This window comes from Corynebacterium sp., assembly GCF_052107835.1.
Lineage (GTDB): Bacteria > Actinomycetota > Actinomycetes > Mycobacteriales > Mycobacteriaceae > Corynebacterium.
On the sequence record NZ_JBQEDF010000052.1, the window covers coordinates 1 to 23,718 of the forward strand.

Below are 23,718 nucleotides of genomic sequence, written 5' to 3' on the forward strand. Positions count from 1 at the left end.
CCCAGCTGGGACCACAATCCACGCCCCGGCGGGCGGTGTCACCGATGACACCGCCCGCCGGGGCCTTTTGTTGTTCCCGGGGTTTTCCGCCCGGCTCTGCGGGGCCGATAGGGTGGGGGCCGACGGGTCCGCACGCCCGCGGGTACCCCCGGCCGTGGTTTCCCCGGAACCTTTGCGGCCGCCCGGACGACTGCTGTGATGTCCCGACCACATTGCCGCGTCTGTCGCGCGAAAGGATTGTCGATGCCCGATTACCCCACGTCACCCGTCGGTCACCCGAGGGGACGCCGATTTCTCGCCGCCCCGGTTGTGGCCGGTCTGCTGATCATGTCGCCGATGGGCATGCCCATCGCCGCGGCCCACGATGCCGTCACCGGTGGTTCCCCGGAACCGGAGTCCACGGTCACCGAGGCGCCGGAGACCATCGAGCTGGAGTTCTCCGGTGAACCGCAGGACACCTTCAACACCATCGCCCTGTCGACGGGAGGGGACGTGGTGGTCTCCGACACCCCGGAGATCGACGGTCACAACCTGTCCCTGGACATCCCGCAGGACGCGGAGCTCCATGACGGCGAGTACACCGTCGGCTACCGGATCACCTCCTCCGACGGTCACCCGACCGACGGCAGCTACACGTTCACGCTGGATACCGCCGGCGACGCTTCCGCAGCGGCGGAGTCCGCGGGTGACGCCAGCGAGGCCGGGGCCAACGACGATGACGCGGACGAGGGCCTGCCGTCCTGGGCCGGGCCGGTGCTGGGGGTGACCGGTGTCGTGGTCGTGCTGGGTGCGCTGGCGGTGGCGATCAACCGTTACCGCCACCTCGGCAAGGACGGTGACGGGGACTCGGAGAGCTGAGGTGACGACCCGCTGATCCCCACCTGTTCCCGGGAGGACCCTCGTAGAGCCTTCCACCCGGCACCCGACACTGCGGCTACCGGGGCGAGGAACTGTTCGGCTGACCGGGCAGGTAAGGTAGTCCTCGAATTCTGACTGTCACCAGGTATGTGACCGTCTTCGCCCTGATGTGTTAGGAGCACAACACCCGTGAGTGAATCAGCATTGGACGCCGGCAACGGAATCGGGAACCCGGAGGTCACCCGCACGGCGGTGACGTTCACCGTTGCTGCCGGAGAGTCCGCGGGGGCCGCGATGCGTCCCCTGGAACTGCCGAACAAGGGTCCGGACGCCATCGTCTGTGTCAAGGATTCCGACGGAACCCTGCGCGACCTCGCCTTCACTCCGGAGACCGACACCGAGGTGACCGCCGTCGCCGCCGACACCGAGGACGGACGTGGCGTGATCCGTCACTCGTGCGCGCATGTGCTGGCCCAGGCGGTGCAGAAGGAGTTCCCGGGAACCAGGCTGGGCATTGGCCCGGCGATCGAGAACGGCTTCTACTACGATTTCGAGCCGGCCGAGCCCTTCACCCCGGAGGACCTCAAGAAGCTCGAGAAGTCGATGAAGAAGATCATCAAGTCCGGGCAGCGTTTCGAGCGCAAGGCCTACGACTCGGTGGAGGATGCCCGCCTGGAGTACCTCCAGGAACCGTTCAAGCTGGAGCTCGTCGACGACAAGTCCCGCGGGGACATCCCCGAGGGCGATGCCTCGGTGGAGGTCGGTGAGGGCGAACTGACCGCCTACTCCAACGTGAACCCCCGCTCCGGCGAGGTCGAGTGGTTCGACCTTTGCCGTGGCCCGCACGTGCCCACCACCCGGTACATCCCGGCCTTCGCCCTGACCCGCACGTCCGCCGCCTACTGGCGCGGCGACCAGGCCAATGCCGGCCTGCAGCGCATCTACGGTACCGCGTGGGAGTCGAAGGAGGCCCTGGACGAGTACCAGACGATGCTCGCCGAGGCGGAGAAGCGCGACCACCGGCGTCTGGGCTCCGAACTCGACCTGTTCAGCTTCCCGGACGAGATCGGCTCCGGCTTCCCGGTCTTCCACCCGGACGGGGCCACCATCCGCATGGAGATGGAGGAGCACTCCCGGCGCCGGCACATCGCGTCCGGCTACTCCTTCGTGAACACCCCCCACATCACCAAGGGGGACCTGTTCAAGAAGTCCGGCCACCTGGACTGGTACGCGGACGGCATGTTCCCGCCCATGAAGCTGGATGAGGAGCGCGACGCGGACGGCAATGTCACCAAGCCGGCCCAGGACTACTACGCCAAGCCGATGAACTGCCCGATGCACAACCTGATCTTCGCCTCCCGGGGCCGTTCCTACCGTGAACTGCCGCTGCGATTGTTCGAGTTCGGCACGGTCTACCGCTACGAGAAGTCCGGTGTGGTCCACGGTCTGACCCGTGCCCGCAGCTTCACGCAGGACGATGCACACATCTACTGCACCGAGGACCAGCTCGAGGTCGAGCTGACCACCGTGCTGGAGTTCATCATCTCCCTGCTCAAGGACTACGGGCTGGATGATTTCTACCTGGAACTGTCCACCAAGAACCCGAACAAGTACGTCGGCAACGACGAGGTGTGGGACCGCGCCACCGAGACCCTGCGCTCGGTCGCCACGAAGTCCGGCCTGGAGCTTGTCCCGGACCCGGACGGTGCGGCGTTCTACGGCCCGAAGATCTCCGTGCAGGCCCGCGACGCGATCGGCCGCACCTGGCAGATGTCGACCGTGCAGCTCGATTTCAACCTGCCGGAGCGGTTCGAGCTGGAGTACACCGCCAGCGACGGGACCAAGCAGCGCCCGGTGATGATCCACCGCGCACTCTTCGGCTCGATCGAGCGATTCTTCGGCGTGCTGCTGGAGCACTACGCGGGTTCCTTCCCCGCGTGGCTGGCCCCGCACCAGGTCACCGGCATCCCGGTCGCCGACGAGTTCGTCGGCTACCTGGAAGGGGTCACCGCCGAGCTGCGCGGCCAGGGCATCCGGGCCGCGGTGGACACCTCGGACGACCGGATGCAGAAGAAGATCCGCAACCACACCACCGGGAAGGTGCCCTTCATGCTCCTGGCCGGCGGACGGGACGTCGAGGCCGGGGCCGTGAGCTTCCGCTTCCTGGACGGCTCCCAGGTCAACGGTGTCCCGAAGGAGGATGCGGTGCGGATCATCGCCGAGTGGGTCCGTGCCCGCCGCAACGAGCAGCCGGACGGGGATAACATTGCCGCACTCCGCTGATTCGACGCCGCCCGCTGATTCCCCGGACGGCCTGCAGCGCCTGTGGGCGCCCTACCGCTCGAACTACGTCGGCGGCGAGGGCGGTGCGGACGCGGGAGAGAAGCCGGACGACCCGTTCCTGGACCTGCCCTCCAAGTCGGACGAGGACGGCCTGATCGTGGCGCGCGGGGCCGAGGTGTTCTGCATTCTCAACCTCTACCCGTACAATCCTGGGCACATGATGGTCCTTCCGTACCGGAAAGTGGCCTCGTACGAGGATCTGACTGACAGTGAGACCCGGGAGCTGGCAGACTTCACGAAGAAGGCGATCCGGGTCCTGCGCCGCGTGTCCCGTCCGGACGCGCTGAACGTCGGGATGAACCTGGGCAAGCCCTCGGGCGGATCCGTGCCGGGGCATCTGCACCAGCACATCGTGCCGCGCTGGGAAGGTGACACCAGTTTCATGACGGTCCTGTCCGGGTCCAAGATCCTGGTCCAGCTGCTGGGAGAGACCCGCCAGCTGCTGGCGGAGGCCTGGGACGAGAACGAAGAGGAGTTCTGAACAATGCTGAGCGTGCGTGGGCGTCGCCCGGCGGCGGTCGTGATCGAGCCGATCGCCAAGCGGCTCGTCAACTGGGGAGTGTCCCCGAACGCCGTGACGATCACGTCCACGGCGGTTGCCGTGGTCCTCTCGGCCGCCCTGATCCCCACGGGCCACCACTTCCTCGCCGGCATCCTGATCGGCATCACCGTGGCCACCGACATGATCGACGGCACGATGGCGCGGATGCAGGGCGGGGGCACGAAGTTCGGGGCAACGCTCGACGCCACCTGCGACCGCATCACCGACGGCGTCCTGTTCGGCGCCATCGCCTGGTGGCTGGCGTTCCAGTCCGAGCATGAGCCGTACAAGGCGCTGTTCGCCGCAGCCCTGGTGATCATGGTCGCCAGCCAGGTCACCTCCTACGTCAAGGCCCGCGCGGAAGCCTCGCACATCAAGGTCGACGGAGGTCTGATCGAGCGCCCGGAACGCCTGATCATCGGCCTGGTCGCCCTGGGGATCTCGGGGCTGGGGGTTCCGTACATCCTGGGGGCCGGTTTGGTCATCCTGGCCGTCGGATCGGTGTACACGGTGATTGAACGCCTGGTGATGGTGGGGAAGTCCGCCGCGGCCTCGGAGACCATCGACGCACCGACCGGTGCCCGGGAGTTCGCCTCGTCCCGGGACGACGGTGACGGGGAGGACGCCGGGGGCGGGGACGACACCGAGAACACGTGGGAGGCCTCGTCGCATGACTGAGCACGAGCCGGGGCAGGAGACCCTGTCCGAGAAGCTGAGCTCACTGGCGTACCGGGCGGGATGGGCGGTGACCCGCCGGATCCCCGGGCCGGTGGCGGACAGGGTATTCACCCTCATCGCCGACCGGGTGTCCCGCAACGGGAAGGGCCCCGAACAACTCCGCGCGAACCTCGGCCGGGTCGTCGGCGACGCCAATGTCACCCGGGAGCTCGTGCGCGATTCCATGCGTTCCTACATGCGCTACTGGCGCGAGGCATTCCAGCTGCCCAGCATCGCCGGCCCGGAACTGGCGGCGAAGGTGCGGGCCGGTTTCGCCCCGGAGGACATCGCCCGGCTCGACGCCGCCATCGGGCGGGGCCGAGGTGTGGTGCTGAGCCTCCCGCACTCGGGCAACTGGGACATGGCCGGGGTGTGGCTGGTGGACCACTTCGGGCAGTTCGCCACCGTGGCCGAGCGTCTCAGGCCGGAGAGCCTGTTCGACGCCTTCGTCGGGTACCGGGAGTCCCTCGGTTTCGAGGTGCTGGCGCTGTCCGGCGGGGAGGCCCCGCCGTTCGGACGTCTGAAGGAGGTGCTCGAAGGTGGGGGCATCGTGTGTCTTCTGGGCGAACGCGACCTCTCAGGTAAAGGTGTGGAGGTTGATTTCCTCGGCGAGCGGACCTCCATGCCCGCCGGGCCCGCCCGCCTCGCCCAGGAGACCGGTGCCGCGCTGATGGTCTACCACTCCAATTTCACGCCGGACGGGTGGGGCTCGCGGTTCAGCGCGGAGCTGGACACCAGCGGTTCCCTGCAGGACATCGTGCAGCAGCAGGCGGACGCCTACGCGCGCAACATCTCCGAGTTCCCGGCGGACTGGCACATGCTGCAGCCGTTGTGGTTCCCGGACCTGTCGGCCTCACGCCGCGAGCGCCTGGGGCTCGACGCATGAGGATCGGCATGGTCTGCCCGTACTCCTTCGATGAGCCGGGCGGTGTCCAGATCCACGCGATCGACCTCTGCGAGGAGCTGATACGGCGCGGACACGAGGTCAGTCTCATCGGTCCCGGCAGCAAGGACGCCGAGGTCCCCGATTTCGTGGAGGTCGGTGGCGGGGCGATCCCCATCCCGTACAACGGCTCGGTGGCCCGCCTGGCGTTCGGGCCTCCAACCTGGCGTCACCTGGGCAGGTGGATCCAGTCCCACGACTTCGACGTGGTGCACATCCATGAGCCGAACTCACCGAGCTACTCGATGATCACCCTGGCCAAGGCGGATGGTCCGATCGTGGCGACCTACCACGCCTCGGCGAGCGAGTCGATGATCCTGCGCATCTTCCTGCCCGTGCTGCGCCCGTTCCTGGAGCGCATACAGGGCGGGATCGCGGTGTCCGAGGAAGCCAGGCGGTGGCAGGTGGAGATGCTCTCCGGTGACCCCGTCCTGATCCCCAACGGGGTCGACACCGGTACCTACCGGGCGGCCGAACCGCTGCCCGGCCTGGACCGGGAACGCCCCCGACTGATGTTCCTCGGCCGGTTCACCGAATCGCGCAAGGGGTTCCCGCTGCTGCTGAAGGCGCTCCCGCGGGTGCTGGGGGACGTGCCGGACCTCGAGGTCGTCATCGTCGGCGGGGGTGATGTGGGCGAGCTGCGCCAGATGCTGCGCAAGGCGCGGGTCAGCTACGTCGAGGGACTCGGCACGCCCCCTGGCGGAGAACCCGCCACGGTCCGCGTCCTGGGACGGTTGAGCGAGGCGGACAAGGCCGCCGCACTCGCGGCCTCCGACGTGTACGTCGCCCCGAACACCGGGGGCGAGAGCTTCGGCATCGTGCTCGTGGAGGCGATGGCCGCCGGCGCCGCGGTGGTGGCCAGCGACATCCCGGCCTTCGCCGCCGTCACCGACCACGGTCACGCCGGCCGGTTGTTCGCCAACGGTTCGCACCGCGACCTGGCGCGCGTGGTCACCGAGACCCTCACCGACCACGCGGGACGCTCCGAACTCGTCGACCGCGGCAGCGCACGCAGCCGTGACTTCGACTGGGACCGGGTGGCCACGCAGGTCGAGCGGGTCTACGACACCGTCGTCACCCCGGGCCGGAAGGTGCGCAGGGCATGATCTCGGTATGGGTCCTGGTCCTCGTCCTGGTGCTGGCGGTCGTCGCTGTGGTGGGCCTGTGGCTGTCGTTGACCGCCTCCCGGCTGAACCGGCTGCACATCCGCACCGACTCGGCGCGCCTGAGCCTGGAGGGCGCGCTGCAGGCACGCTCGGGTGTGGTTGCGGCGCTGCGTCCGGAACTGGTGCGCAGTGCCGGACGCACCGCGTCCGTGGCCCTGCGTGCCACGGACATGGACGCCCGGTCGGACGCGGAGAATGTGCTGCTGCGGCAGCTGGGCAGCGGGGAACTGGGGAACCCGGCGTTCGTGGAGGCGTCGGTGAAGGTCGATCTTGCCGCGAGGTTCTACAACGACGCTGTCGGCGACACCCGTGACCTGCGCAAGCGTCCGGCGGTCCGGGTGTTCCGGCTCGCCGGATCCGCACCTCTGCCGGAGTTCTACGAGGCGATGTCACTGGCGGACGGTTCAGAATGAACCCGGTGAACCGCTCTGTCTGCCACTGGCGGTAGAATGTGCCCCCAGTAACCGACAGTTGATCAGTGGAAGGTCGATGATGACTCAGAACAGTGTGGATTCCGGCGCAGCGCGGGGAACCGCCCGCGTGAAGCGTGGTCTGGCGGACATGCTCAAGGGCGGTGTGATCATGGACGTGGTCACCCCGGAGCAGGCGAGGATCGCGGAGGATGCCGGAGCCACGGCTGTCATGGCGCTGGAGCGTGTGCCCGCCGACATCCGTGCCGAGGGCGGGGTCTCCCGCATGTCCGACCCGGACATGATCGAGGGCATCATCGGCGCCGTGACCATCCCGGTGATGGCCAAGGCCCGTATCGGCCACTTCGTGGAGGCCCAGGTCCTGGAGAGCCTCGGCGTGGACTTCATCGACGAGTCCGAGGTGCTCACCCCGGCCGACTACACCAACCACATCGACAAGTTCGACTTCACCGTGCCCTACGTGTGCGGTGCGACGAACCTGGGTGAGGCACTGCGCCGCATCAACGAGGGCGCGGCGATGATCCGCTCCAAGGGGGAGGCCGGCACCGGCGACGTCTCCAACGCGGTGACCCACATGCGCACGATCCGCGCGGAGATCAACCGGCTGCGCTCGATGGCCCCGGATGAGCTGTACGTGGCTGCGAAGGAGCTCCAGGCCCCGTATGAGCTGGTCCGCGAGGTCGCCGAGAACGGTAAACTGCCGGTGGTGCTGTTCACCGCAGGCGGCATCGCCACCCCGGCGGACGCCGCCATGATGATGCAGCTCGGCGCCGAGGGCGTGTTCGTGGGTTCCGGCATCTTCAAGTCCGGTGACCCGGAGAGGCGTGCCAGGGCGATCGTGCAGGCCACGCTGAACTACGACGACCCGGAGGTCGTCGCCGCGGTTTCCCGGGGCCTGGGTGAGGCCATGGTGGGGATCAACGTCGATGAGATCCCGGAGCCGCACCGCCTGGCTGAGCGGGGCTGGTGACCCCATGCCCCCGCGTCGTCCCCGCATCACCGACGTGCTCGACCTGGAGCACATTGACCAGGGTATCTACCGTGGTCAGGTGATCCCGTCGGCCCTGTCACGCACCTTCGGTGGGCAGGTCGCCGCCCAGGCACTCGTCGCCGCGACCCGCACGGTGGGCCCGGAGTACCGGGTGCACTCGCTGCACGGGTACTTCGTGGGCCCCGGCGACTCGGACCAGCCCACGGTGTACCTCGTGGACGAGGTGCGCAACGGCCGGTCGTTCCGGGTGCGCTCGGTGAAGGCCGTGCAGAACGGGCGGGCACTGTTCATCATGCAGGCGAGTTTCCACATCCGCGGGGATTCCGGCCCCGAGCACTCCGACCTGGTGCGCAGGGTCCCGCCGCCCGAGTCGATCGTCCCGGAGGCCTCCACGAAGGAGACGACGCGGGCCTTCGCCAAGGACTGGGAGGACTGGGACATCCGCATCGTGCCCCCGGACCTGTGGGAGCATCACCCGGATTCCGCATCGCAGCAGGTGGTGTGGTTCAAGTCCAAGGTCCCGCTGCCGGACGACGAGACCTTCCACATCTGCACCCTGGCGTACATGTCGGACATGACGCTGCTGGGGTCCGCCCTGGTGCCGCACCGCGGTGAACCGGTGCAGGAGGCCTCACTGGACCACGCGATGTGGTTCATGCGCCCGTTCCGCGCGGACGAGTGGCTGCTCTACGACCAGTCCTCGCCGTCGGCCCACGGGGGCCGTGCGTTGACGACGGGACGCATCTTCAACCAGGCCGGTGACCTGGTCGCCTCCGTCACGCAGGAGGGGCTGACCCGCACCCTGGCGGAGGGGAAGCAGTCGGTGCCCATCAAGACGGACACCCGCAATGACTGAGCCGCTGATCGGCGTCCTGGCACTCCAGGGCGGCGTGGCGGAGCACGTCGGCGTCCTCGAGTCGCTGGGTGCGAGGACACGACTGGTTCGCCGGACGGTGCACCTGGATGGGCTGGACGGTCTCGTCCTGCCCGGTGGTGAGTCGACGACGATGTCGAAACTGCTGGAACTGGGCGGGATGCTGGAGCCGCTGCGCGCGGCGTTGGCCTCTGGTCTGCCGGCGTTCGGCACGTGTGCGGGACTGATCATGCTGTCCTCGGAGATCCTGGACACCCGCGCGGACGCCCACAGCCTGAACGCGCTCGGGATCACGGTGAGGCGCAACGCGTTCGGACGGCAGGTCGACTCCTTCGAGACGGACCTCTCCGTCACCGGCGTGACGGACGACGGGGATGCGTCCCCGGTCCACGCGGTATTCATCCGGGCCCCCTGGGTGGAATCCGTGGGGGAGGACGTCGAGGTCCTCGCCCGGGTGTCGGACGGCGGGGCGGCCCACGGTGCGGTGGTCGCCGTGCGTCAGGGCCGTGTACTGGGGGTGTCCTTCCACCCGGAGCTGACAGGGGATGACCGGCTGCACAGGCTCTTCCTGCGGATGGTGTAGTCAGCCGCCGACCCCGCCGATGGTGTCGAAGGCACCGCGGTCCAGGTCCTCGCGGAACAGCCGGTGGTCGTCGAGGATGCGTTGCACCGTCTCATCCACGAACTCCAGGCAGTCGGCCTCGAAGACGGTTGCGTGCACCTGCCGGGAGATCTCCTCCATGGCAGGGGAGCGGTCGGTGTCCTCGCCGCCGGCAGTCCCCCGGATCGCCACGTCACCACGGGCGTGCAGGTGTGCGGTCTGGACACCACAGATACGCGCGTAGGCCCGCAGCTCCCTGTAGTCGAAGGTGCCGGCGTCCACGTTGACCTTCATCGGGCTGCGTTCGCGGGCGAGGAAGGAGAGTTCACCGATGCTCGCGCTGCCGTACAGCGGGTCACCGTCCTCGACGAAGGCACGGAAGGCCATCGCGGTGCGGTCGGCGTGGCTCAGTGAACTGTCCGGATTCTCGGTGACCAGTCCCTCCAGCATGGAATTCCTGGATAGCTTGAACTCGATGATCACCTTCTCCTCGGCGGAAGGGCCCCAGCCCTCAACAAGTGCCCAGAAGCGGGGGAGACCGCGGCTGGCGGTGCCGCTGCCCGTGCGCACGGCGACGTCGAGAACATCGAAGAAATTCTTCGGGCGGAACTTCGGCGGGACCTCGGCGGCGTAGGCAGCCACGACAGGGCGGAGGACCTCCACCAGTTCAGACCGTGGCGTGATCTTGTCCGTGGTCAGGAAGCTGCAGGTCCTGAGGTCGATCCGCTTCCTCAGGAACTTCCTGCGTGTCCTGCCGGCCTTGGTGAAGAACGGCCCGAGACACGCCGGTGCATTTCCCTCGGTAATGCTCGTGTGGGCGGCACCGGGTGCGTCCAGGCACTCCTCGACGCCGGCGATGTATCCACGGATGAAGTCACGGGAGACCTTGCGCTGCTTCTTCGGGGGCAGTTGGTTCGACCGGGCCTGGAGTGCGAAACCGACGGCACCACGGTTCACGTCCCAGGTGAACGGGGCGGGCCAGGCTTCGTCGAAGTCATTGGCCGAGAACAGGGGGCGTCCGTCAGCACCCGGCAGGATGCCGAAATTCTCCGGGTGCACGTCACCGATGCTCGGCACGGTCTGCAGGTGGGAGTCGCTCCCGACGAGATCACGGTGGTACAGCAGGGCGGTGCCGCGGAAGAAGATGAACGGGTCGGCGGCCAGGTCGTGCAACTTCCCCTCGACCGCATCCGGGACCAGGTGCATCCGTGCCCGGTGGTCCTCCAGCACGGTGTTTCTGATGTGGGAACGGCGGCGCTGCCCGTGCAGCAGGAAGGGGGGAACGGCGATATCACCCCGTCCCACGGCCTCCGCGAGGCGTGCGAAACCGGGCGCCTGCACCAGGTGCGCGGGGACGCGCGAGGGCGTGATGCCAAGTTTGTCCAGTGCAGTTCGGATGGAGGTTGCCATGCCCGACAACGCTACGTGATGCGGGGTTCCCCGGCATGTCGTCCCATCCGTACCCTTGCATTCGCACGACGTATGCGTATAGGTATGAGTATGCCTAACAAGACGATATACATCAGCGACGACGACCGGGACCTCTTCGACCGTGCCGCGGAGATCGCCGGGGGCTTTTCCCCGGCGGTCGCTGAGGCCCTGCGCCAGTACGTGGACTCCCACGAGCTGGCCGAGCGTGGCTACGAGCAGGTGGAGGTCACCACCCGCATCAACGGGGTGGAATCCGTGAAGGTCTTCCGGGGGCGCCGACTGGCCCGTGTCGAGCAGTTCCTCGACGGCCGGTCGGTGCAGTGGACCAGCTACGCCACCCCGCGCGACAATATCGCGGTGGTCCGCACGGAGTCCCCGGACTTCATCGGGATGGCCCACCGTGGCGCGGACGCCTTCCGCGACTACACCGGATTCAACCCCCGCACACTGTTCTCCGGGGTGGATGACCTCGGTGGCCTGTTCTCCATGGTCGATGGTCTGGCGAAGGGGAGGCGCGGGGATCTGGCCTCCGCGTTCCAGGACTTCTTCCAGGGGATGCAGTCGCGGGACACGCCGTCCCGGGACGACAACGGACCCCGGGGTTTCGGCCCCGCGGTCCCCCTGGTCCCGGAGGTCTGGGACCCCCAGCACGCCTCGGACAATGACGGCCACGGTGCCGGCGGGCCCGGAGAGGAAGCGGGAAATGGTGACCCTGCGCGTCAGGCGCGGTTCCCCGGCAGCAGTGAGCTGGAGGTCTTCGGGTCCACCGCGGAACTGCGTGAGGCGGCCTTCCGTGAGGGCGGTACCGGACTGCCGGTGTCCTTCATCACCGCCACCGAACAGGGGCTCGAGACCCCGCCAGTGGAGGTCCTCGATATCTGAGCGCCGGTAGTTTCGTCCGGTGCACCGGCCCTGGTCCGGCGTGCACTACACTGGGAATGTCAATGACCCGACCAAGGGAGATCAGGTAGACGATGAGTGGCCACTCGAAATGGGCGACAACCAAGCACAAGAAGGCCGCGAACGACGCCAAGCGCGGTAAAGAGTTCGCGAAGATGGTCAAGAACATCGAGGTGGCGGCACGCACCGGAGGCGGGGACCCGTCCGCGAACCCCACCCTCGACGACATGATCAAGAAGGCCAAGAAGGCTTCCGTCCCCAACGACAACATCGAGCGCGCGCGCAAGCGCGGCTCCGGCGAGGAAGCCGGGGGGGCCGACTGGGAGACCATCGTCTACGAGGGCTACGGGCCGAACGGGGTTGCCGTCCTCATCGAGTGCCTCACCGACAACCGCAACCGCGCGACCACCGACGTGCGTACCGCCATGAACAAGAACGGCGGGAACATGGCGGACGCCGGATCGGTGTCCTACCTGTTCAACCGCAAGGGCGTCGTCCTGCTCGACAAGGGTGGGCTCACCGAGGATGACCTCCTCATGGCCGTTCTCGAGGCCGGCGCCGAGGAGGTCAACGACCTGGGCGAGAAGTTCGAGATCGTGTCCGAGCTCGGCGACCTCACCGTGGTGCGCGATGCACTGGTGGACGCCGGCATCGAGTACGACTCCGCCGACCCGGATTACCGGGCCGACGTCGAGGTCCCGTTGGACGCCGAGGGTGCGAAGAAGATCTTCCGCCTCATCGACGCCCTCGAGGAGTCCGATGACGTGCAGGACGTCTTCACCAACATGGACGTCTCCGACGAGGTCCTCGCCGAACTCGATTAACCGGGGGGACGCTAGTCGGCGAAGGGACCGCCGACGACCATGAGGATGGCGAAGACGACGACCACCACCACGGCCACGACCGCGAACGACATCAGGGGACGTCCGGTCAGGGTGGTGAGGAAACGGTCGGTCACGGACGCCTCCGGGCCGGCCTCCCTGCGCCAGTCGCCGTCCAGTCCACCCTTCCTGGCGACCACCATCTCGAACGGGACGGTGGCGAAGGGGATCACGGCGGAGACGAGGCCGAGGAGGCCGCGTCCCACGCTCCAGTGGTTGTTCATCCACACCAGCAGTGTCACCACGACGAACGCCAGGAAGGCGAAGCCGTGGATCGGCCCGGCGATCGACACACCGACCTCGGTGGCGTCGAAGGCGTATTTGAGCAGCATGCCGAGAATCAGCAGAGCCCAGGTGATCGCCTCGATGACGGCGAAGGTCCGGAATATTCTTAGAGGAGTCATCGAGGCTTCAGCCTACCTCACCGCCGGTGGGGCCCATAAGTGTCATTCACCACATTCCCGTTCGCACACCTGTGCTATGTTTGGGTGCTGTGAACACCGGAAACCAGGACGGACTCGTGGTCATGGGGATCGACCCCGGACTGACCCGCTGCGGTCTCTCGATCGTGCGCAGCGGGTCGGGCAGATCGGTGACCCCCGTTGCCGTCGGAGTGGTGCGGACCCCGTCGGACGACGACATCTCCCAACGCCTGCGCCGTCTGTCCGACGCGGTCGAGGACTGGATGAACGACTACCGTCCGGACGTCGTCGCCATTGAACGGGTCTTCGAACGCGGGAACGTGTCCACCGTGATGAACACCGCCCACGCCGTCGGCGTGCTGATGCTCAGTGCCGCCAGGAGGGACCTGCCGGTCCACCAGTACACTCCCAGTGAGGTGAAGAAGGCGGTGTCCGGCAACGGCCGGGCGGACAAGCAGCAGATGACCAGCATGGTCACCCGGATCCTGGGGCTGGCTGAGCCGCCGAAACCCGCCGATGCCGCGGACGCGCTGGCCCTGGCCGTGTGCCACTGCTGGCGAGCCCCGTTCACCGCCCTCGTCGCCCAGAAGAAAGGTCCACTGTGATTGCGTCCCTGCGAGGCACCGTCATCGACAAGGGGCTCGACCACTTTGTCATCGAGTGCGCCGGAGTCGGCTACCTGTGCCAGGCGACCGCCCGCACCCTCGCCGAACTTCCGCGTGGCAAGGAGGTCTTCGTCCTGACGACGATGGTCGTCAGGGAGGATTCCCAGACCCTGTACGCCTTCTCCGACGGTGACTCCCGTGAGGTCTTCGGTCTGCTGCAGACGGTGTCCGGGGTGGGGGCCCGCCTGGCCCTCGGGGTGATGTCGGTGCTGGATCCCGCGGATCTCGCCGGTGCGGTGGCCGACGGTGACGTCAAGCAGCTCCAGCGCGCGCCCGGCGTCGGCAAGCGCCTGGCCGAGCGCATGGCGGTGGATCTGAAGGGGAAGCTCAGCGCCTACGCGGTGCCGGCCGGCCACGGGGCGCCCGGGGAGGGCGCCGGGCCGGATGCCGATGTGGTGGACGGCCTGGACAGCGGAATCGCGGCCCAGGTCATCGAGGCGCTCACCGGGCTCGGCTTCCCGGAGAAGTCGGCGGCGTCGGCGGTGTCCGCGGTCGCGGTGTCCGGGGACGTGGACCCCGGTGATGCCTCGGCACTGCTGCGGACGTGCCTGGCGCAGCTCGGCGGACAACGGTAGGGAGTGGATGGCATGGGAGATGTGGAACGCACCGAATTCGACACCGGATCGGGCGGTACCCCCCAGCGGGATGAGCTGACCCCCCGGGAGCTCCCGGGCGAGGGGGACGCCGAGCTGTCCCTGCGTCCGCGCTCCCTGCGGGAGTTCATCGGGCAGCCCAAGGTCCGCAGCCAGCTCGAGCTCGTCCTCGGCGGAGCCAAGGCCCGCGGGGTCGCCCCGGACCACGTGCTGCTCGCGGGCCCGCCCGGCCTGGGCAAGACGACGATGGCACTGATCATCGCGCAGGAACTCGGTACCTCCGTGCGGATGACCTCCGGCCCCGCCCTGGAGCGGGCCGGCGATCTGGCGGCGATGCTCTCGAACCTCGTCGAGGGGGACGTCCTGTTCATCGACGAGATCCACCGCATGGCGCGTCCCGCCGAGGAGATGCTCTACATGGCCATGGAGGACTTCCGGATCGACGTGATCGTGGGCAAGGGTCCCGGTGCAACCTCGATCCCGATCGAGCTCCCGCCGTTCACACTGGTCGGTGCGACCACCCGTTCCGGCATGCTCACCGGGCCGCTGCGTGACCGTTTCGGGTTCACCGCGCAGATGGAGTTCTACGGCCCCGCCGACCTCACCCATGTCGTCACGCGCGCTGCGGGAATCCTCGGTGTGGAGGTGACCCGCGACGCCGCCGTGGAGATCGCGTCCCGGTCACGGGGCACCCCGCGCATCGCCAACCGTCTGCTGCGGCGTGTCCGCGACTACGCCGAGGTCGAGTCGGACGGACGCATCACCCTGGACATCGCCCGCGCCGCCCTGCTCATCTTCGATGTCGACGAACTAGGGCTCGACCGGCTCGACCGGGCGGTGCTGGGCGCCCTCGTCAACGGACACGCCGGGGGGCCGGTCGGCGTCAACACCCTCGCCGTGGCCGTGGGGGAGGAGCCGACGACCGTCGAGGAGGTCTGCGAGCCCTACCTGGTCCGCGCGGGGATGGTCCTGCGGACACCGCGCGGACGTGTCGCGACGCCGTCGGCGTGGCGCCACCTCGGTCTGGAACCACCGGCTGGCGTCTAGGGGTGGTCGGTATGGCAGACTGACGAACATGGAAATTATCCTTCTCATCCTCCTTGTCGTGGTCTTCCTGGGTCTGCCGATCATGTCCATGCGCAAGCAGTCGAAGCAGATCAACGAGATCAAATCCTTCCAGTCACAGCTGGAACCCGGCATGATCGTCCAGATGACCGCCGGAATCCACGCCCGCATCGACGAGGTCGGATCGACCACCGTCGACGTTGAGCTGGCCCCCGGCGTCGTGACCACCTGGGACCGCAGTTCCGTGCTCAAGAAGGTGGAGTCCCCCGAGGACTCCGTCGAGGCATCCACCGGGGCCCCGGACATCGAGAGCATCCCGGACTCCCCGGAGGGGCTCGACGACGACCGCACTGTCCGGGACGATGACGGCGACAGCACCGGGCGTCCGGCGTCCTACTGGGACGACAAGAATCCCCCGGAGGACCGTCCCCGCGACTAGCGGGGGAGAGGTCCTGACGGATTTCACAGAATATGGGGCTAGACTCTTTCCGGCGACAACCGTCGACGGAGGGTCAAGCCCCGTCGCCATGCCCACACCCCCAACCGTTCAGGAGCAAATCGCGTGAGTTCATCGGGCTCAACGGCCGCCCGGGCGAGAACCTGGCCCGTCAAGGCGCTTCTCATCTTCCTGGCCATCGTGGTCGTCACATACGGTCTCGTCTTCCTCACGGGGGACAAGAAGCCGGAGCCGCGGCTCGGCATCGACCTGCAGGGAGGTACCCGGGTCACCCTGGTGCCGCAGGGCGATGACCCGACCGACGACCAGCTCAGCCAGGCACGACGCATCCTCGAGAACCGTGTCAACGGCATGGGCGTCAGCGGTGCCGAGGTCCGCGCCGACGGCGACACGCTCGTCATCAGCGTCCCCGGCGAGGATTCCGCCGAGGCAAGGACCCTCGGGCAGACCTCCCAGCTGCTCTTCCGCCCCGTCATGGATGACGGCGCACCGCCGAACGAGGGACTCACCGGGACCCTGACCGACATGGCCGACCGCTGGGTCGAGACCGGCATCACGACCGCCGACGAGGCCAACGGGAAGCTGGAGCAGGCCGTGGGCAGCTTCGAGCAGATGGGCATGCCCGCCCCGGACGAGACCCCCACGGTCACCGCGGACGAGCCGGCTGAACCGGCGAACTCCATCGAGGAGACCGACCGCCGGGACGAGATCATCAACGTCCTGCGTGAGGACCGGCAGTCGGAGGACCCGAACTTCCAGTTCGCGGCGTCCATGCTGATGACCTGCGGCGACGAACCCGACCCGCTGAGCGGCGCGGACGATCCCGCCAAGCCCCTGGTCGCCTGCAGCCAGGAGGGGCCGCTGCCCCTGTCCCCGGCACCGCTGCTGGACGGCGAGGAGGACGAGGAGAACGGCACGCGCCTGACCGGCGACATGATCGACACCGACTCGCAGATCTTCGGTGGGCTGGATTCACAGAGCGGTCAGATCAAGATCACCTTCCGTTTCAAGACCGGCGAGGAGACCCCCGGCGGCGAGACCTGGCAGCGGATCGGCGAGGAGTACGCCGAGCGCCAGGTCGCCATCACACTGGACAGCGAGGTCCTGTCTGCCCCGGTGATGCGTTCACCCACCCCGCCCGGCCAGGACTCCGAGATCACCGGTGACTTCAGCGAGTCCGAGGCGTCCGACCTGGCGAACAACCTCCGTTACGGTGCCCTGCCGCTCAGTTTCACCGGCGAGAACGGTGAGCAGGGCGGCACCGCGGAGACGATCTCGCCGACCTTGGGCATGTCCTCCCTGCAGGCCGGCATCATCGCTGGCCTGGTGGGTCTGCTGCTCGTGGCGGCGTGGGCCATGGTCTACTACCGCAGCTTCGGTGTCGTGGCCGTGATCTCGCTGATCACCTCGGCTCTGGTCATCTACGGTTCACTGGTTCTGCTGGGCAGGTGGATCGGCTACAGCCTGGATCTGGCGGGCATCGCCGGCCTGATCATCGGTATCGGTACCACGGCGGATTCGTTCGTGGTCTACTTCGAGCGGATCAAGGACCTGATACACCAGGGGGCCAGCTTCAGATCCGCGGTGCCACGCGCCTGGAAGCGGGCGCGGACAACGATCATCACCGGTAACGTCGTCTCCATCGTGGCGTCGCTGGTCCTGTACTTCGTCGCCGTCGGTGACGTCCGTGGCTTCGCCTTCACCCTGGGCCTGTCCACCCTGGTCGACGTGCTGGTGGCCTTCCTGGTGACCGCACCGCTGGTCATGCTCATGGCACGCTCGGAGAAGTTCGCTTCACCGAAGTGGAACGGTCTGCGCATGGCCTTCCGGGTCTCCGAACGCAAGAAGGCCGAGGCGGCCATCGAAGCCGAGGAGGCCGAGGCGGCCGAATCCGTCACCGTCCCATCCGCACCCGGCGATGAGTCGGGTGAGGGACCCGGCGACGACCCCGGCGATCCGCCGGACGACCCTGAAGGCACCACTCCCGGAAAGGACCAGTGAGCATGAGTACCACCACCCCGACCGGGACCCCGTCAGGGTCCGGCACAGAACTTCCGAAGGCCCCCGGTTTCTTCGAGAGGATGTACAACGGTGAAGCCAACTTCGGCTTCGTCGCCCAGCGCCGCAAGTGGTACTGGATCTACGCCCTGATCACCGTGGCCTGCTTCATTGTGATCGCCTTGCGCGGTTTCACCCTGGGCATCGACCTGGAGGGCGGGACGAAACTCACCATGCCCCCCGCCAACGGCGCGACCGAGTCCTCGGTCTCCGAGGTCATCGAGGACTCCACCGGTGTGTCCCCGCAGTCCGTCCAGACCATCGGCTCCGGCGACAGCGAGAGCATCGAGGTCGCCTCGGAGCGACTCAGCGACGACCAGATCCGCGATGCGCGGATGGCGCTCTACGAGGAGTTCGAGCCGGCGGACAACAACGGTCAGCCGAGCCCGGACGCCATCAGCGACTCGACAGTGTCGGAGTCGTGGGGCCAGTCCGTGAGCGAGCGGATGGCCATCGGCATGGCCGTGTTCCTGGTGGTCGTGTTCATCTACATCACGATCCGGATGGAACGCGACATGGCGATCTCCGCGATCGTCAGCCTGCTGCTCGACGGCATCGTGGTCGCCGGCATCTACTCGCTGATCGGTTTCGAGGTCTCGCCGGCGACCATCATCGGTCTGCTCACCATCCTGGCGTACTCCCTCTACGACACGGTCATCGTCTTCGACAAGGTGCACGAGAACACGGCGGACGTGTTCAGTTCCACCCGGGCCACCTACGGCGAACAGGTGAATCTCGCGACGAACCAGACGGTGATGAGATCCCTGAACACCTCCCTGTTCTCCGTGGTGCCGATCGCCGCCCTGCTCGTGGTCGCCGTCTGGCTCATGGGTGTCGGCATGCTGAAGGACCTCGCCCTCGTGCAGTTCGTCGGCGTCATCGCCGGTACGGTGAGCTCGATCTTCTTCTCCGCACCACTGCTGGTCACACTCAAGGCGCGACAGAAGAAGGTGGTCGAGCACAACCGTCGTGTGGCCCGGGCCCGTGAACTCGCCGCGACCCGTGGCACGGAACCGGCCCCGGCCGGTGACGGGGACACGGACGGCACCCAGGAGCCCCCGGAGGACGGGGAGCCCGCCGCCCGCACCGTGACACTGCCGGAGCGCCCAACCCCGGAGAACCGAGAAACCCCCGACAACGGACGCACCTGGCGCCCCGGTATGTGAGAAGGCTGACACCGCATGTGGAACACCCGGCGTCGTACGGCGGCACTGACAGTCGCGGCCGCCCTGGTGGGCGGCCTGGTCGCCTGCTCGTCCGGTGACGGCGACGGGGACGATTCGGAACCGAGGTTCGGCTACGCGCTGCCCCGGCCGATCGTGACCCTCAACGCAGCCAGCGCCCTGGGCGCCGCCACCGACGCGGCGAAGGTCTCGGCGCGCCTGTACCCGGGCGCCTACCTCACCGGGCCGGATGGACGTCTGCTGCCGAACACCGACCTGGTGACTGCCACGCCCATCCCGGAGAACGGGGACGTGGTGAACTACCGCATCAATCCGGACGCCACCTACTCCGATGGTGCCCCGGTGGTCTGTGATGACTTCCTGCTCGGCTGGGTCGCCTCCAACCGGGCTGACCTGTTCACGTCGGACCTGGGCCTGACCGAACGGGTTGATGACCTGTCCTGTGACGCGGGGGCGAAGGACTTCCGCGTCGAGTTCGAGCGTGGGATGGGATCACGCTACCGGGAGATCTTCAGCGTCGGCGAGGTCCTGCCGTCCCACACCATCGCGGACCGTGCCGGCGTCGGGGACGTCGTCGGGGCCGTCAGCTCCGGCGACGAGGCGCAGCTGGCCGCTCTCGGCGAGGCGTGGCTGTCCACGTTCCGGGTCGCCGAGACCGACCCCGCGGAAGTTCCCACCTACGGCCCCTACCGGGTCGAGTCCCGTGGGGAGGACGGCTCCCTGCGGCTCGCCCTGAACCCGGAGTGGCGGGGTGTACGTCCCGGCATCAGCGAGATGGTGATGTACTCCGGTGAGGGAAGCGGTCTCGAGGGACCGGACTACGGCAGGCTCGCCGGGGACGACCAGCTGTACGTCGCCGATGTTCCGCCGGAGACCGACCTGGTGTCCGCGGGCCTGGAGTCCCGGCCCGACGGGGAGACCACCGGCGCACCAGCGTCGACGACGCCCGCGGAGGATGACGAGGCCATCCGCGGCGGGGCCACCGAGTCCGCCCCCGACCTCGCCGACTCCTCCGACGGGATGGGCCGGTTCGCGACCGCCCGCGGATCGGGCACCCGTGTCGACGGGCTGACCCTCGCCGACTCCGGCATCTTCGGCACGAAGGAGAACCGGCAGGCCTTCGCCCGGTGCGTGGACCGGTCGGCGGTGGCGAGGGCTGTCGGGCAGGAGTCGGGGATCACCGTCGACGAGGCACCCTTCCGGATCGTCTCACCGGGCGCGACGGAGGGCGAGAGTCTCCGCGAGGTCGCGGGACGCAACAACGACCGCAACCCGGGTGAGACCCGCGACCGCCTTGCGGGCACCACGGTGCGCATCGCCTACTTCGCGGACGTCGCACGGCACGCCTCGATGGTGGACGCGCTGGTCGCGTCCTGCGCCGAGGCCGATGTCACGGTGGAGCCGGTACCGGTGACCTCGGAGAACTTCGGCACACTGGGGGAGGACTACGACGTCCTCCTGGAGACCCGCTCGTCCTTCGGACGCAACCCTCAGGTGCGGGCGCAGGCGTCGACCGGCACCTCCACCGTCCGGGAGTTGCGCGACGCCGAGAACCTCCTCGCCGACGAGGCCGCCACCATCCCGCTGACCGCCGAGCCACGTTCCGTCGCTGTCGACCGGGGCATGGACAACGTCGTCGACAACCCCGGCGAGACGGGTATGAGCTGGAACATGGACCGGTGGGCGTCCCCGGACTTCCCGGCACCCGAGACAGAGAACAACGACACCACCGAGGATCCCGATGAGTGACCGCCCCACCAACGCCACCGAAGCCCTCGAGGCGCTGACCCGCTACGTCCACGATTTCCCGGCGGAGGGCATCGTCTTCCAGGACCTGACCCCGGTCCTGGCCGACGCGGAGGGCTTCCGGATGATCATCTCGGAGATGGCGGAGGGCTCCCGCCACCTGGAACCGGATGTCGTCGCCGGGCTGGACGCCCGTGGTTTCCTGCTGGGGGCCGCGGTGGCCCTCGAGCTGGGTACCGGGATCCTGGCGGTGCGCAAGGCGGGGAAACTGCCGCCACCGGTCGTCCACGAGGAGTACGCACTGGAGTACGGCACCGCCGCGCTCGAGATCCCCGGGGAGGGGCTCGATCTCGCCGGCAAGCGCGTCCTGCTGGTCGACGACGTCCTCGCCACCGGCGGCACGCTGGTCGCCTGCCGTGCGCTGCTCGAGGAGTCCGGTGCCGAGATCGTGGGCGTGGCGGTGGCCCTTGAGGTGGAGGAACTCGCCGGGGGAGATCGTTTGGGTGACCTACCGTTGTACGTGGTTTCCCGCGGACAGTAGGCTTGTCGGTCACACGCTAGAGAAGACGGTGAGGCATGACGAACGAGAAGAACTCTCTGTGGATGGCCGCGCGGATCGCGCGCAGTCTCACCGGCAAGAGCCGGATCAACCCGGTGCTGGGACCACTGATCGCCGTACACCGGCGGTACCACCCCAAGGCCGACGTCGAACTCCTCAACCAGGCGTACACCACCGCTGAGAAGCTGCACGCCGGGGTACTGCGTAAATCGGGTGAGCCGTACATCACCCACCCGTTGTCGGTGGCGACGATCGCCGCCGAGATCGGTATGGACACCACCACCATCGTCGCCGCCCTGCTGCACGACACCGTCGAGGACACCGACTACTCCCTCGACGACCTCACCGGGGACTTCGGACCCGAGGTCGCACTGCTGGTCGACGGTGTGACGAAGCTGGACAAGGTCGCCCTGGGATCCGCCGCCGAGGCCGAGACGATCCGCAAGATGATCGTGGCGATGGCGCATGATCCCCGCGTCCTGGTGATCAAGGTCGCCGACCGGCTGCACAACATGCGTACGATGCGCTTCCTGCCGCCGGAGAAGCAGGCGAAGAAGGCCCGGCAGACCCTGGAGGTCATCGCCCCGCTGGCGCACCGCCTGGGCATGGCGACGATCAAGTGGGAGCTGGAGGACCTCTCCTTCGCGATCCTGTACCCGAAGAAGTACGACGAGATCGTCCGCCTGGTCGCCGACCGCGCCCCCAAGCGTGACCAGTACCTCGCGACGGTGATCAACGACATCCAGGGGACGCTGCGCGCCTCACACATCACCGCCGAGGTCGTGGGGCGCCCCAAGCACTACTGGTCGATCTACCAGAAGATGATCGTGCGGGGACGCGACTTCGACGAGATCTTCGACCTGGTCGGAATCCGCATCCTGGTGGACGAGGAACGCGACTGCTACGCGGCGGTCGGTGCCGTGCACTCCCAGTACCAGCCGATGCCGGGCCGGTTCAAGGACTACATCTCCCAGCCCCGTTTCGACGTCTACCGGTCACTGCACACCACCGTGATCGGGCCGGACGCCAAGGTCCTGGAGGTGCAGATCCGCACCCACGAGATGCACTACCAGGCGGAGTACGGCATCGCCGCACACTGGCGTTACAAGGAGACCAAGGGCTCCCACAAGGGCGACAACGCCGAGGTCGACCAGATGGCGTGGATGCGCCAGCTGCTGGACTGGCAGAAGGAGGCCGCCGACCCCAACGAGTTCCTGGACTCCCTGCGCTACGACCTGTCAACGAACCAGATCTTCGTGTTCACGCCCAAGGGCGACGCGATCACGTTGCCGAAGGACGCCACCCCCGTCGACTTCGCCTACGCGGTCCACACCGAGGTCGGTCACCGGTGCATCGGCGCGAAGGTCAACGGCAAGCTGGTGGCCCTGGAGTCGCCGCTGAAGACCGGTGACAAGGTGGAGGTCTTCACCTCGAAGGACTCCAACGCCGGCCCGTCGAAGGACTGGGAGAAGTTCGTGGTCTCCCCACGGGCCCGCAACCGGATCCGCGCCTGGTTCAACAAGGAGCGCCGGGAGGAGACGCTGGAGAAGGGCCGGGACTCCCTGGCCACCGAGGCGCAGCGCACGGGCATCCCCCTGCAGCGTCTGGTGACCGCGCAGGCGTTGCGTACCGTCGCCACCGAACTCTCCCGTGACTCCGTCGACGACCTCTACGACGCGATCGGCAAGGGCGGTGTGACCGCCGGGCACGTCGTGCACATGCTGCAGGAGATCTACCAGGGCGACGCCGACGAGGACGACACGGTTCCCGCGCCGACCCCGGCACGGCGCTCGACCCCGCAGCAGGCGGTGCAGGCCGGTCGCGGCGACGGGTCCGGCGTGCTGGTCCAAGGCAACTCGGACTTCTCCGCGAAGCTGGCCAAGTGCTGTACCCCGGTGCCCGGCGACGAGATCTTCGGGTTCATCACCAAGGGTGGGGGCGTGTCGGTCCACCGGACCGACTGCACCAACGCCGAGAAACTCCACGCCGAACCCGAGCGGATCATCGAGGTGGCGTGGGCGTCCGACGTCCGCGACGCGGTGTTCGTGGTGACCCTGCAGATCGAGGGTCTCGACCGCACCGGACTGCTGAGCGAGGTCACCCGTGTGGTCAGCGAGCAGAAGGTGCCGATCATCGCGACGAGCACGCATGTCGCCGAGGACCGGGTGGCGATGTGCCGGTTCACCTTCGAGGTCTCCGACACCAAGCAGCTGGGCTACCTGATGAACCAGCTGCGCAACATCGAGGGCGTCTACGACGTCTACCGGGTGACCACCGGCGGCTGACCCCTAG

At 67.9% G+C, this 23,718-nt stretch carries 23 protein-coding genes; 21 read left to right on the forward strand and 2 right to left on the reverse strand.

The window, feature by feature from the left end:
• The first annotated feature begins 243 nt into the window (after positions 1-243).
• The 10 genes from ACTIL2_RS12080 to pdxT all read left to right on the forward strand — a co-directional run bounded on the left by ACTIL2_RS12080 (position 244) and on the right by pdxT (position 9,447).
• The gene (locus ACTIL2_RS12080; RefSeq protein ID WP_442337712.1) at positions 244-858 is read left to right on the forward strand and encodes a copper resistance CopC family protein; all 615 of its coding nucleotides are present in this window, start codon (positions 244-246) and stop codon (positions 856-858) included.
• 294 nt (positions 859-1,152) lie between these two features.
• Entirely contained in the window at positions 1,153-3,141 is a 1,989-nt protein-coding gene (gene thrS, locus ACTIL2_RS12085) for a threonine--tRNA ligase (protein WP_442337731.1), read from the forward strand.
• Positions 3,125-3,682 (forward strand): HIT family protein, encoded by a 558-nt coding sequence (locus ACTIL2_RS12090; RefSeq protein ID WP_442337713.1) that lies wholly within the window; start codon positions 3,125-3,127, stop codon positions 3,680-3,682. The genes thrS and ACTIL2_RS12090 overlap by 17 nt, the downstream gene beginning before the upstream one ends.
• A 3-nt stretch (positions 3,683-3,685) precedes the next feature.
• Positions 3,686-4,420 carry a phosphatidylinositol phosphate synthase gene (gene pgsA, locus ACTIL2_RS12095; protein WP_442337714.1) on the forward strand — a complete coding sequence of 245 codons (735 nt, stop codon included), beginning with the start codon at positions 3,686-3,688 and terminating at the stop codon, positions 4,418-4,420.
• Positions 4,413-5,345 carry a phosphatidylinositol mannoside acyltransferase gene (locus tag ACTIL2_RS12100; protein WP_442337715.1) on the forward strand — a complete coding sequence of 311 codons (933 nt, stop codon included), beginning with the start codon at positions 4,413-4,415 and terminating at the stop codon, positions 5,343-5,345. The genes pgsA and ACTIL2_RS12100 overlap by 8 nt, the downstream gene beginning before the upstream one ends.
• A complete protein-coding gene (locus tag ACTIL2_RS12105; protein ID WP_442337716.1) occupies positions 5,342-6,508 on the forward strand; it encodes a glycosyltransferase family 4 protein in 1,167 nt (388 codons plus the stop codon). Before ACTIL2_RS12100 ends, ACTIL2_RS12105 begins: the two co-directional genes overlap by 4 nt.
• Positions 6,505-6,981 carry a hypothetical protein gene (locus ACTIL2_RS12110; protein WP_442337717.1) on the forward strand — a complete coding sequence of 159 codons (477 nt, stop codon included), beginning with the start codon at positions 6,505-6,507 and terminating at the stop codon, positions 6,979-6,981. The genes ACTIL2_RS12105 and ACTIL2_RS12110 overlap by 4 nt, the downstream gene beginning before the upstream one ends.
• Before the next feature lie 79 nt (positions 6,982-7,060).
• The gene (gene pdxS, locus ACTIL2_RS12115) at positions 7,061-7,969 is read left to right on the forward strand and encodes a pyridoxal 5'-phosphate synthase lyase subunit PdxS (protein WP_442337718.1); all 909 of its coding nucleotides are present in this window, start codon (positions 7,061-7,063) and stop codon (positions 7,967-7,969) included.
• A gap of 4 nt (positions 7,970-7,973) precedes the next feature.
• Positions 7,974-8,846 carry an acyl-CoA thioesterase gene (locus ACTIL2_RS12120; RefSeq protein ID WP_442337732.1) on the forward strand — a complete coding sequence of 291 codons (873 nt, stop codon included), beginning with the start codon at positions 7,974-7,976 and terminating at the stop codon, positions 8,844-8,846.
• The gene (gene pdxT / locus ACTIL2_RS12125) at positions 8,839-9,447 is read left to right on the forward strand and encodes a pyridoxal 5'-phosphate synthase glutaminase subunit PdxT (protein ID WP_442337719.1); all 609 of its coding nucleotides are present in this window, start codon (positions 8,839-8,841) and stop codon (positions 9,445-9,447) included. The genes ACTIL2_RS12120 and pdxT overlap by 8 nt, the downstream gene beginning before the upstream one ends.
• On the opposite strand, the gene ACTIL2_RS12130 is transcribed toward pdxT, so the two are convergent.
• Positions 9,448-10,875 (reverse strand): DUF2252 family protein, encoded by a 1,428-nt coding sequence (locus ACTIL2_RS12130; RefSeq protein WP_442337720.1) that lies wholly within the window; start codon positions 10,873-10,875, stop codon positions 9,448-9,450.
• Between the two features lie 90 nt (positions 10,876-10,965).
• On the opposite strand from ACTIL2_RS12130, the gene ACTIL2_RS12135 reads away from it, so the two are divergent.
• Positions 10,966-11,778: a hypothetical protein gene (locus ACTIL2_RS12135; protein ID WP_442337721.1), complete on the forward strand. Its 813-nt coding sequence runs from the start codon at positions 10,966-10,968 to the stop codon at positions 11,776-11,778.
• 92 nt (positions 11,779-11,870) lie between these two features.
• On the forward strand, positions 11,871-12,620 hold the full coding sequence (locus tag ACTIL2_RS12140) for a YebC/PmpR family DNA-binding transcriptional regulator (protein WP_442337722.1): 750 nt from the start codon (positions 11,871-11,873) through the stop codon (positions 12,618-12,620).
• Between the two features lie 11 nt (positions 12,621-12,631).
• Here the strand turns inward: ACTIL2_RS12140 and ACTIL2_RS12145 are convergent, their stop codons facing one another.
• Positions 12,632-13,081: a DUF3817 domain-containing protein gene (locus tag ACTIL2_RS12145; RefSeq protein ID WP_442337723.1), complete on the reverse strand. Its 450-nt coding sequence runs from the start codon at positions 13,079-13,081 to the stop codon at positions 12,632-12,634.
• Between the two features lie 122 nt (positions 13,082-13,203).
• On the opposite strand from ACTIL2_RS12145, the gene ruvC reads away from it, so the two are divergent.
• The 9 genes from ruvC (at position 13,204) to ACTIL2_RS12190 (ending at position 23,711) form a co-directional block, all read left to right on the forward strand.
• Complete coding sequence (ruvC, locus tag ACTIL2_RS12150) at positions 13,204-13,704, forward strand: crossover junction endodeoxyribonuclease RuvC (RefSeq protein ID WP_442337733.1); 501 nt, start codon at positions 13,204-13,206, stop codon at positions 13,702-13,704.
• Positions 13,701-14,339 (forward strand): Holliday junction branch migration protein RuvA, encoded by a 639-nt coding sequence (gene ruvA, locus ACTIL2_RS12155; RefSeq protein WP_442337724.1) that lies wholly within the window; start codon positions 13,701-13,703, stop codon positions 14,337-14,339. The genes ruvC and ruvA overlap by 4 nt, the downstream gene beginning before the upstream one ends.
• Positions 14,340-14,351: 12 nt before the next feature.
• On the forward strand, positions 14,352-15,404 hold the full coding sequence (gene ruvB / locus ACTIL2_RS12160) for a Holliday junction branch migration DNA helicase RuvB (protein WP_442337725.1): 1,053 nt from the start codon (positions 14,352-14,354) through the stop codon (positions 15,402-15,404).
• Positions 15,405-15,432: 28 nt separating this feature from the next.
• Positions 15,433-15,861: a preprotein translocase subunit YajC gene (gene yajC, locus ACTIL2_RS12165; protein WP_442337726.1), complete on the forward strand. Its 429-nt coding sequence runs from the start codon at positions 15,433-15,435 to the stop codon at positions 15,859-15,861.
• A gap of 123 nt (positions 15,862-15,984) precedes the next feature.
• Positions 15,985-17,880 (forward strand): protein translocase subunit SecD, encoded by a 1,896-nt coding sequence (secD, locus tag ACTIL2_RS12170; RefSeq protein ID WP_442337727.1) that lies wholly within the window; start codon positions 15,985-15,987, stop codon positions 17,878-17,880.
• Positions 17,881-17,960: 80 nt separating this feature from the next.
• Positions 17,961-19,103 (forward strand): protein translocase subunit SecF, encoded by a 1,143-nt coding sequence (gene secF, locus ACTIL2_RS12175; RefSeq protein ID WP_442337734.1) that lies wholly within the window; start codon positions 17,961-17,963, stop codon positions 19,101-19,103.
• A 15-nt stretch (positions 19,104-19,118) separates the two neighbouring features.
• Positions 19,119-20,870, forward strand: coding sequence for an ABC transporter substrate-binding protein (locus tag ACTIL2_RS12180; protein WP_442337728.1), 1,752 nt, complete (start codon positions 19,119-19,121; stop codon positions 20,868-20,870).
• Positions 20,863-21,408, forward strand: a complete 546-nt coding sequence (locus ACTIL2_RS12185; RefSeq protein ID WP_442337729.1) for an adenine phosphoribosyltransferase — start codon at positions 20,863-20,865, stop codon at positions 21,406-21,408. The genes ACTIL2_RS12180 and ACTIL2_RS12185 overlap by 8 nt, the downstream gene beginning before the upstream one ends.
• Positions 21,409-21,443: 35 nt before the next feature.
• Positions 21,444-23,711 (forward strand): RelA/SpoT family protein, encoded by a 2,268-nt coding sequence (locus ACTIL2_RS12190; protein ID WP_442337730.1) that lies wholly within the window; start codon positions 21,444-21,446, stop codon positions 23,709-23,711.
• Positions 23,712-23,718 lie beyond the last annotated feature (7 nt).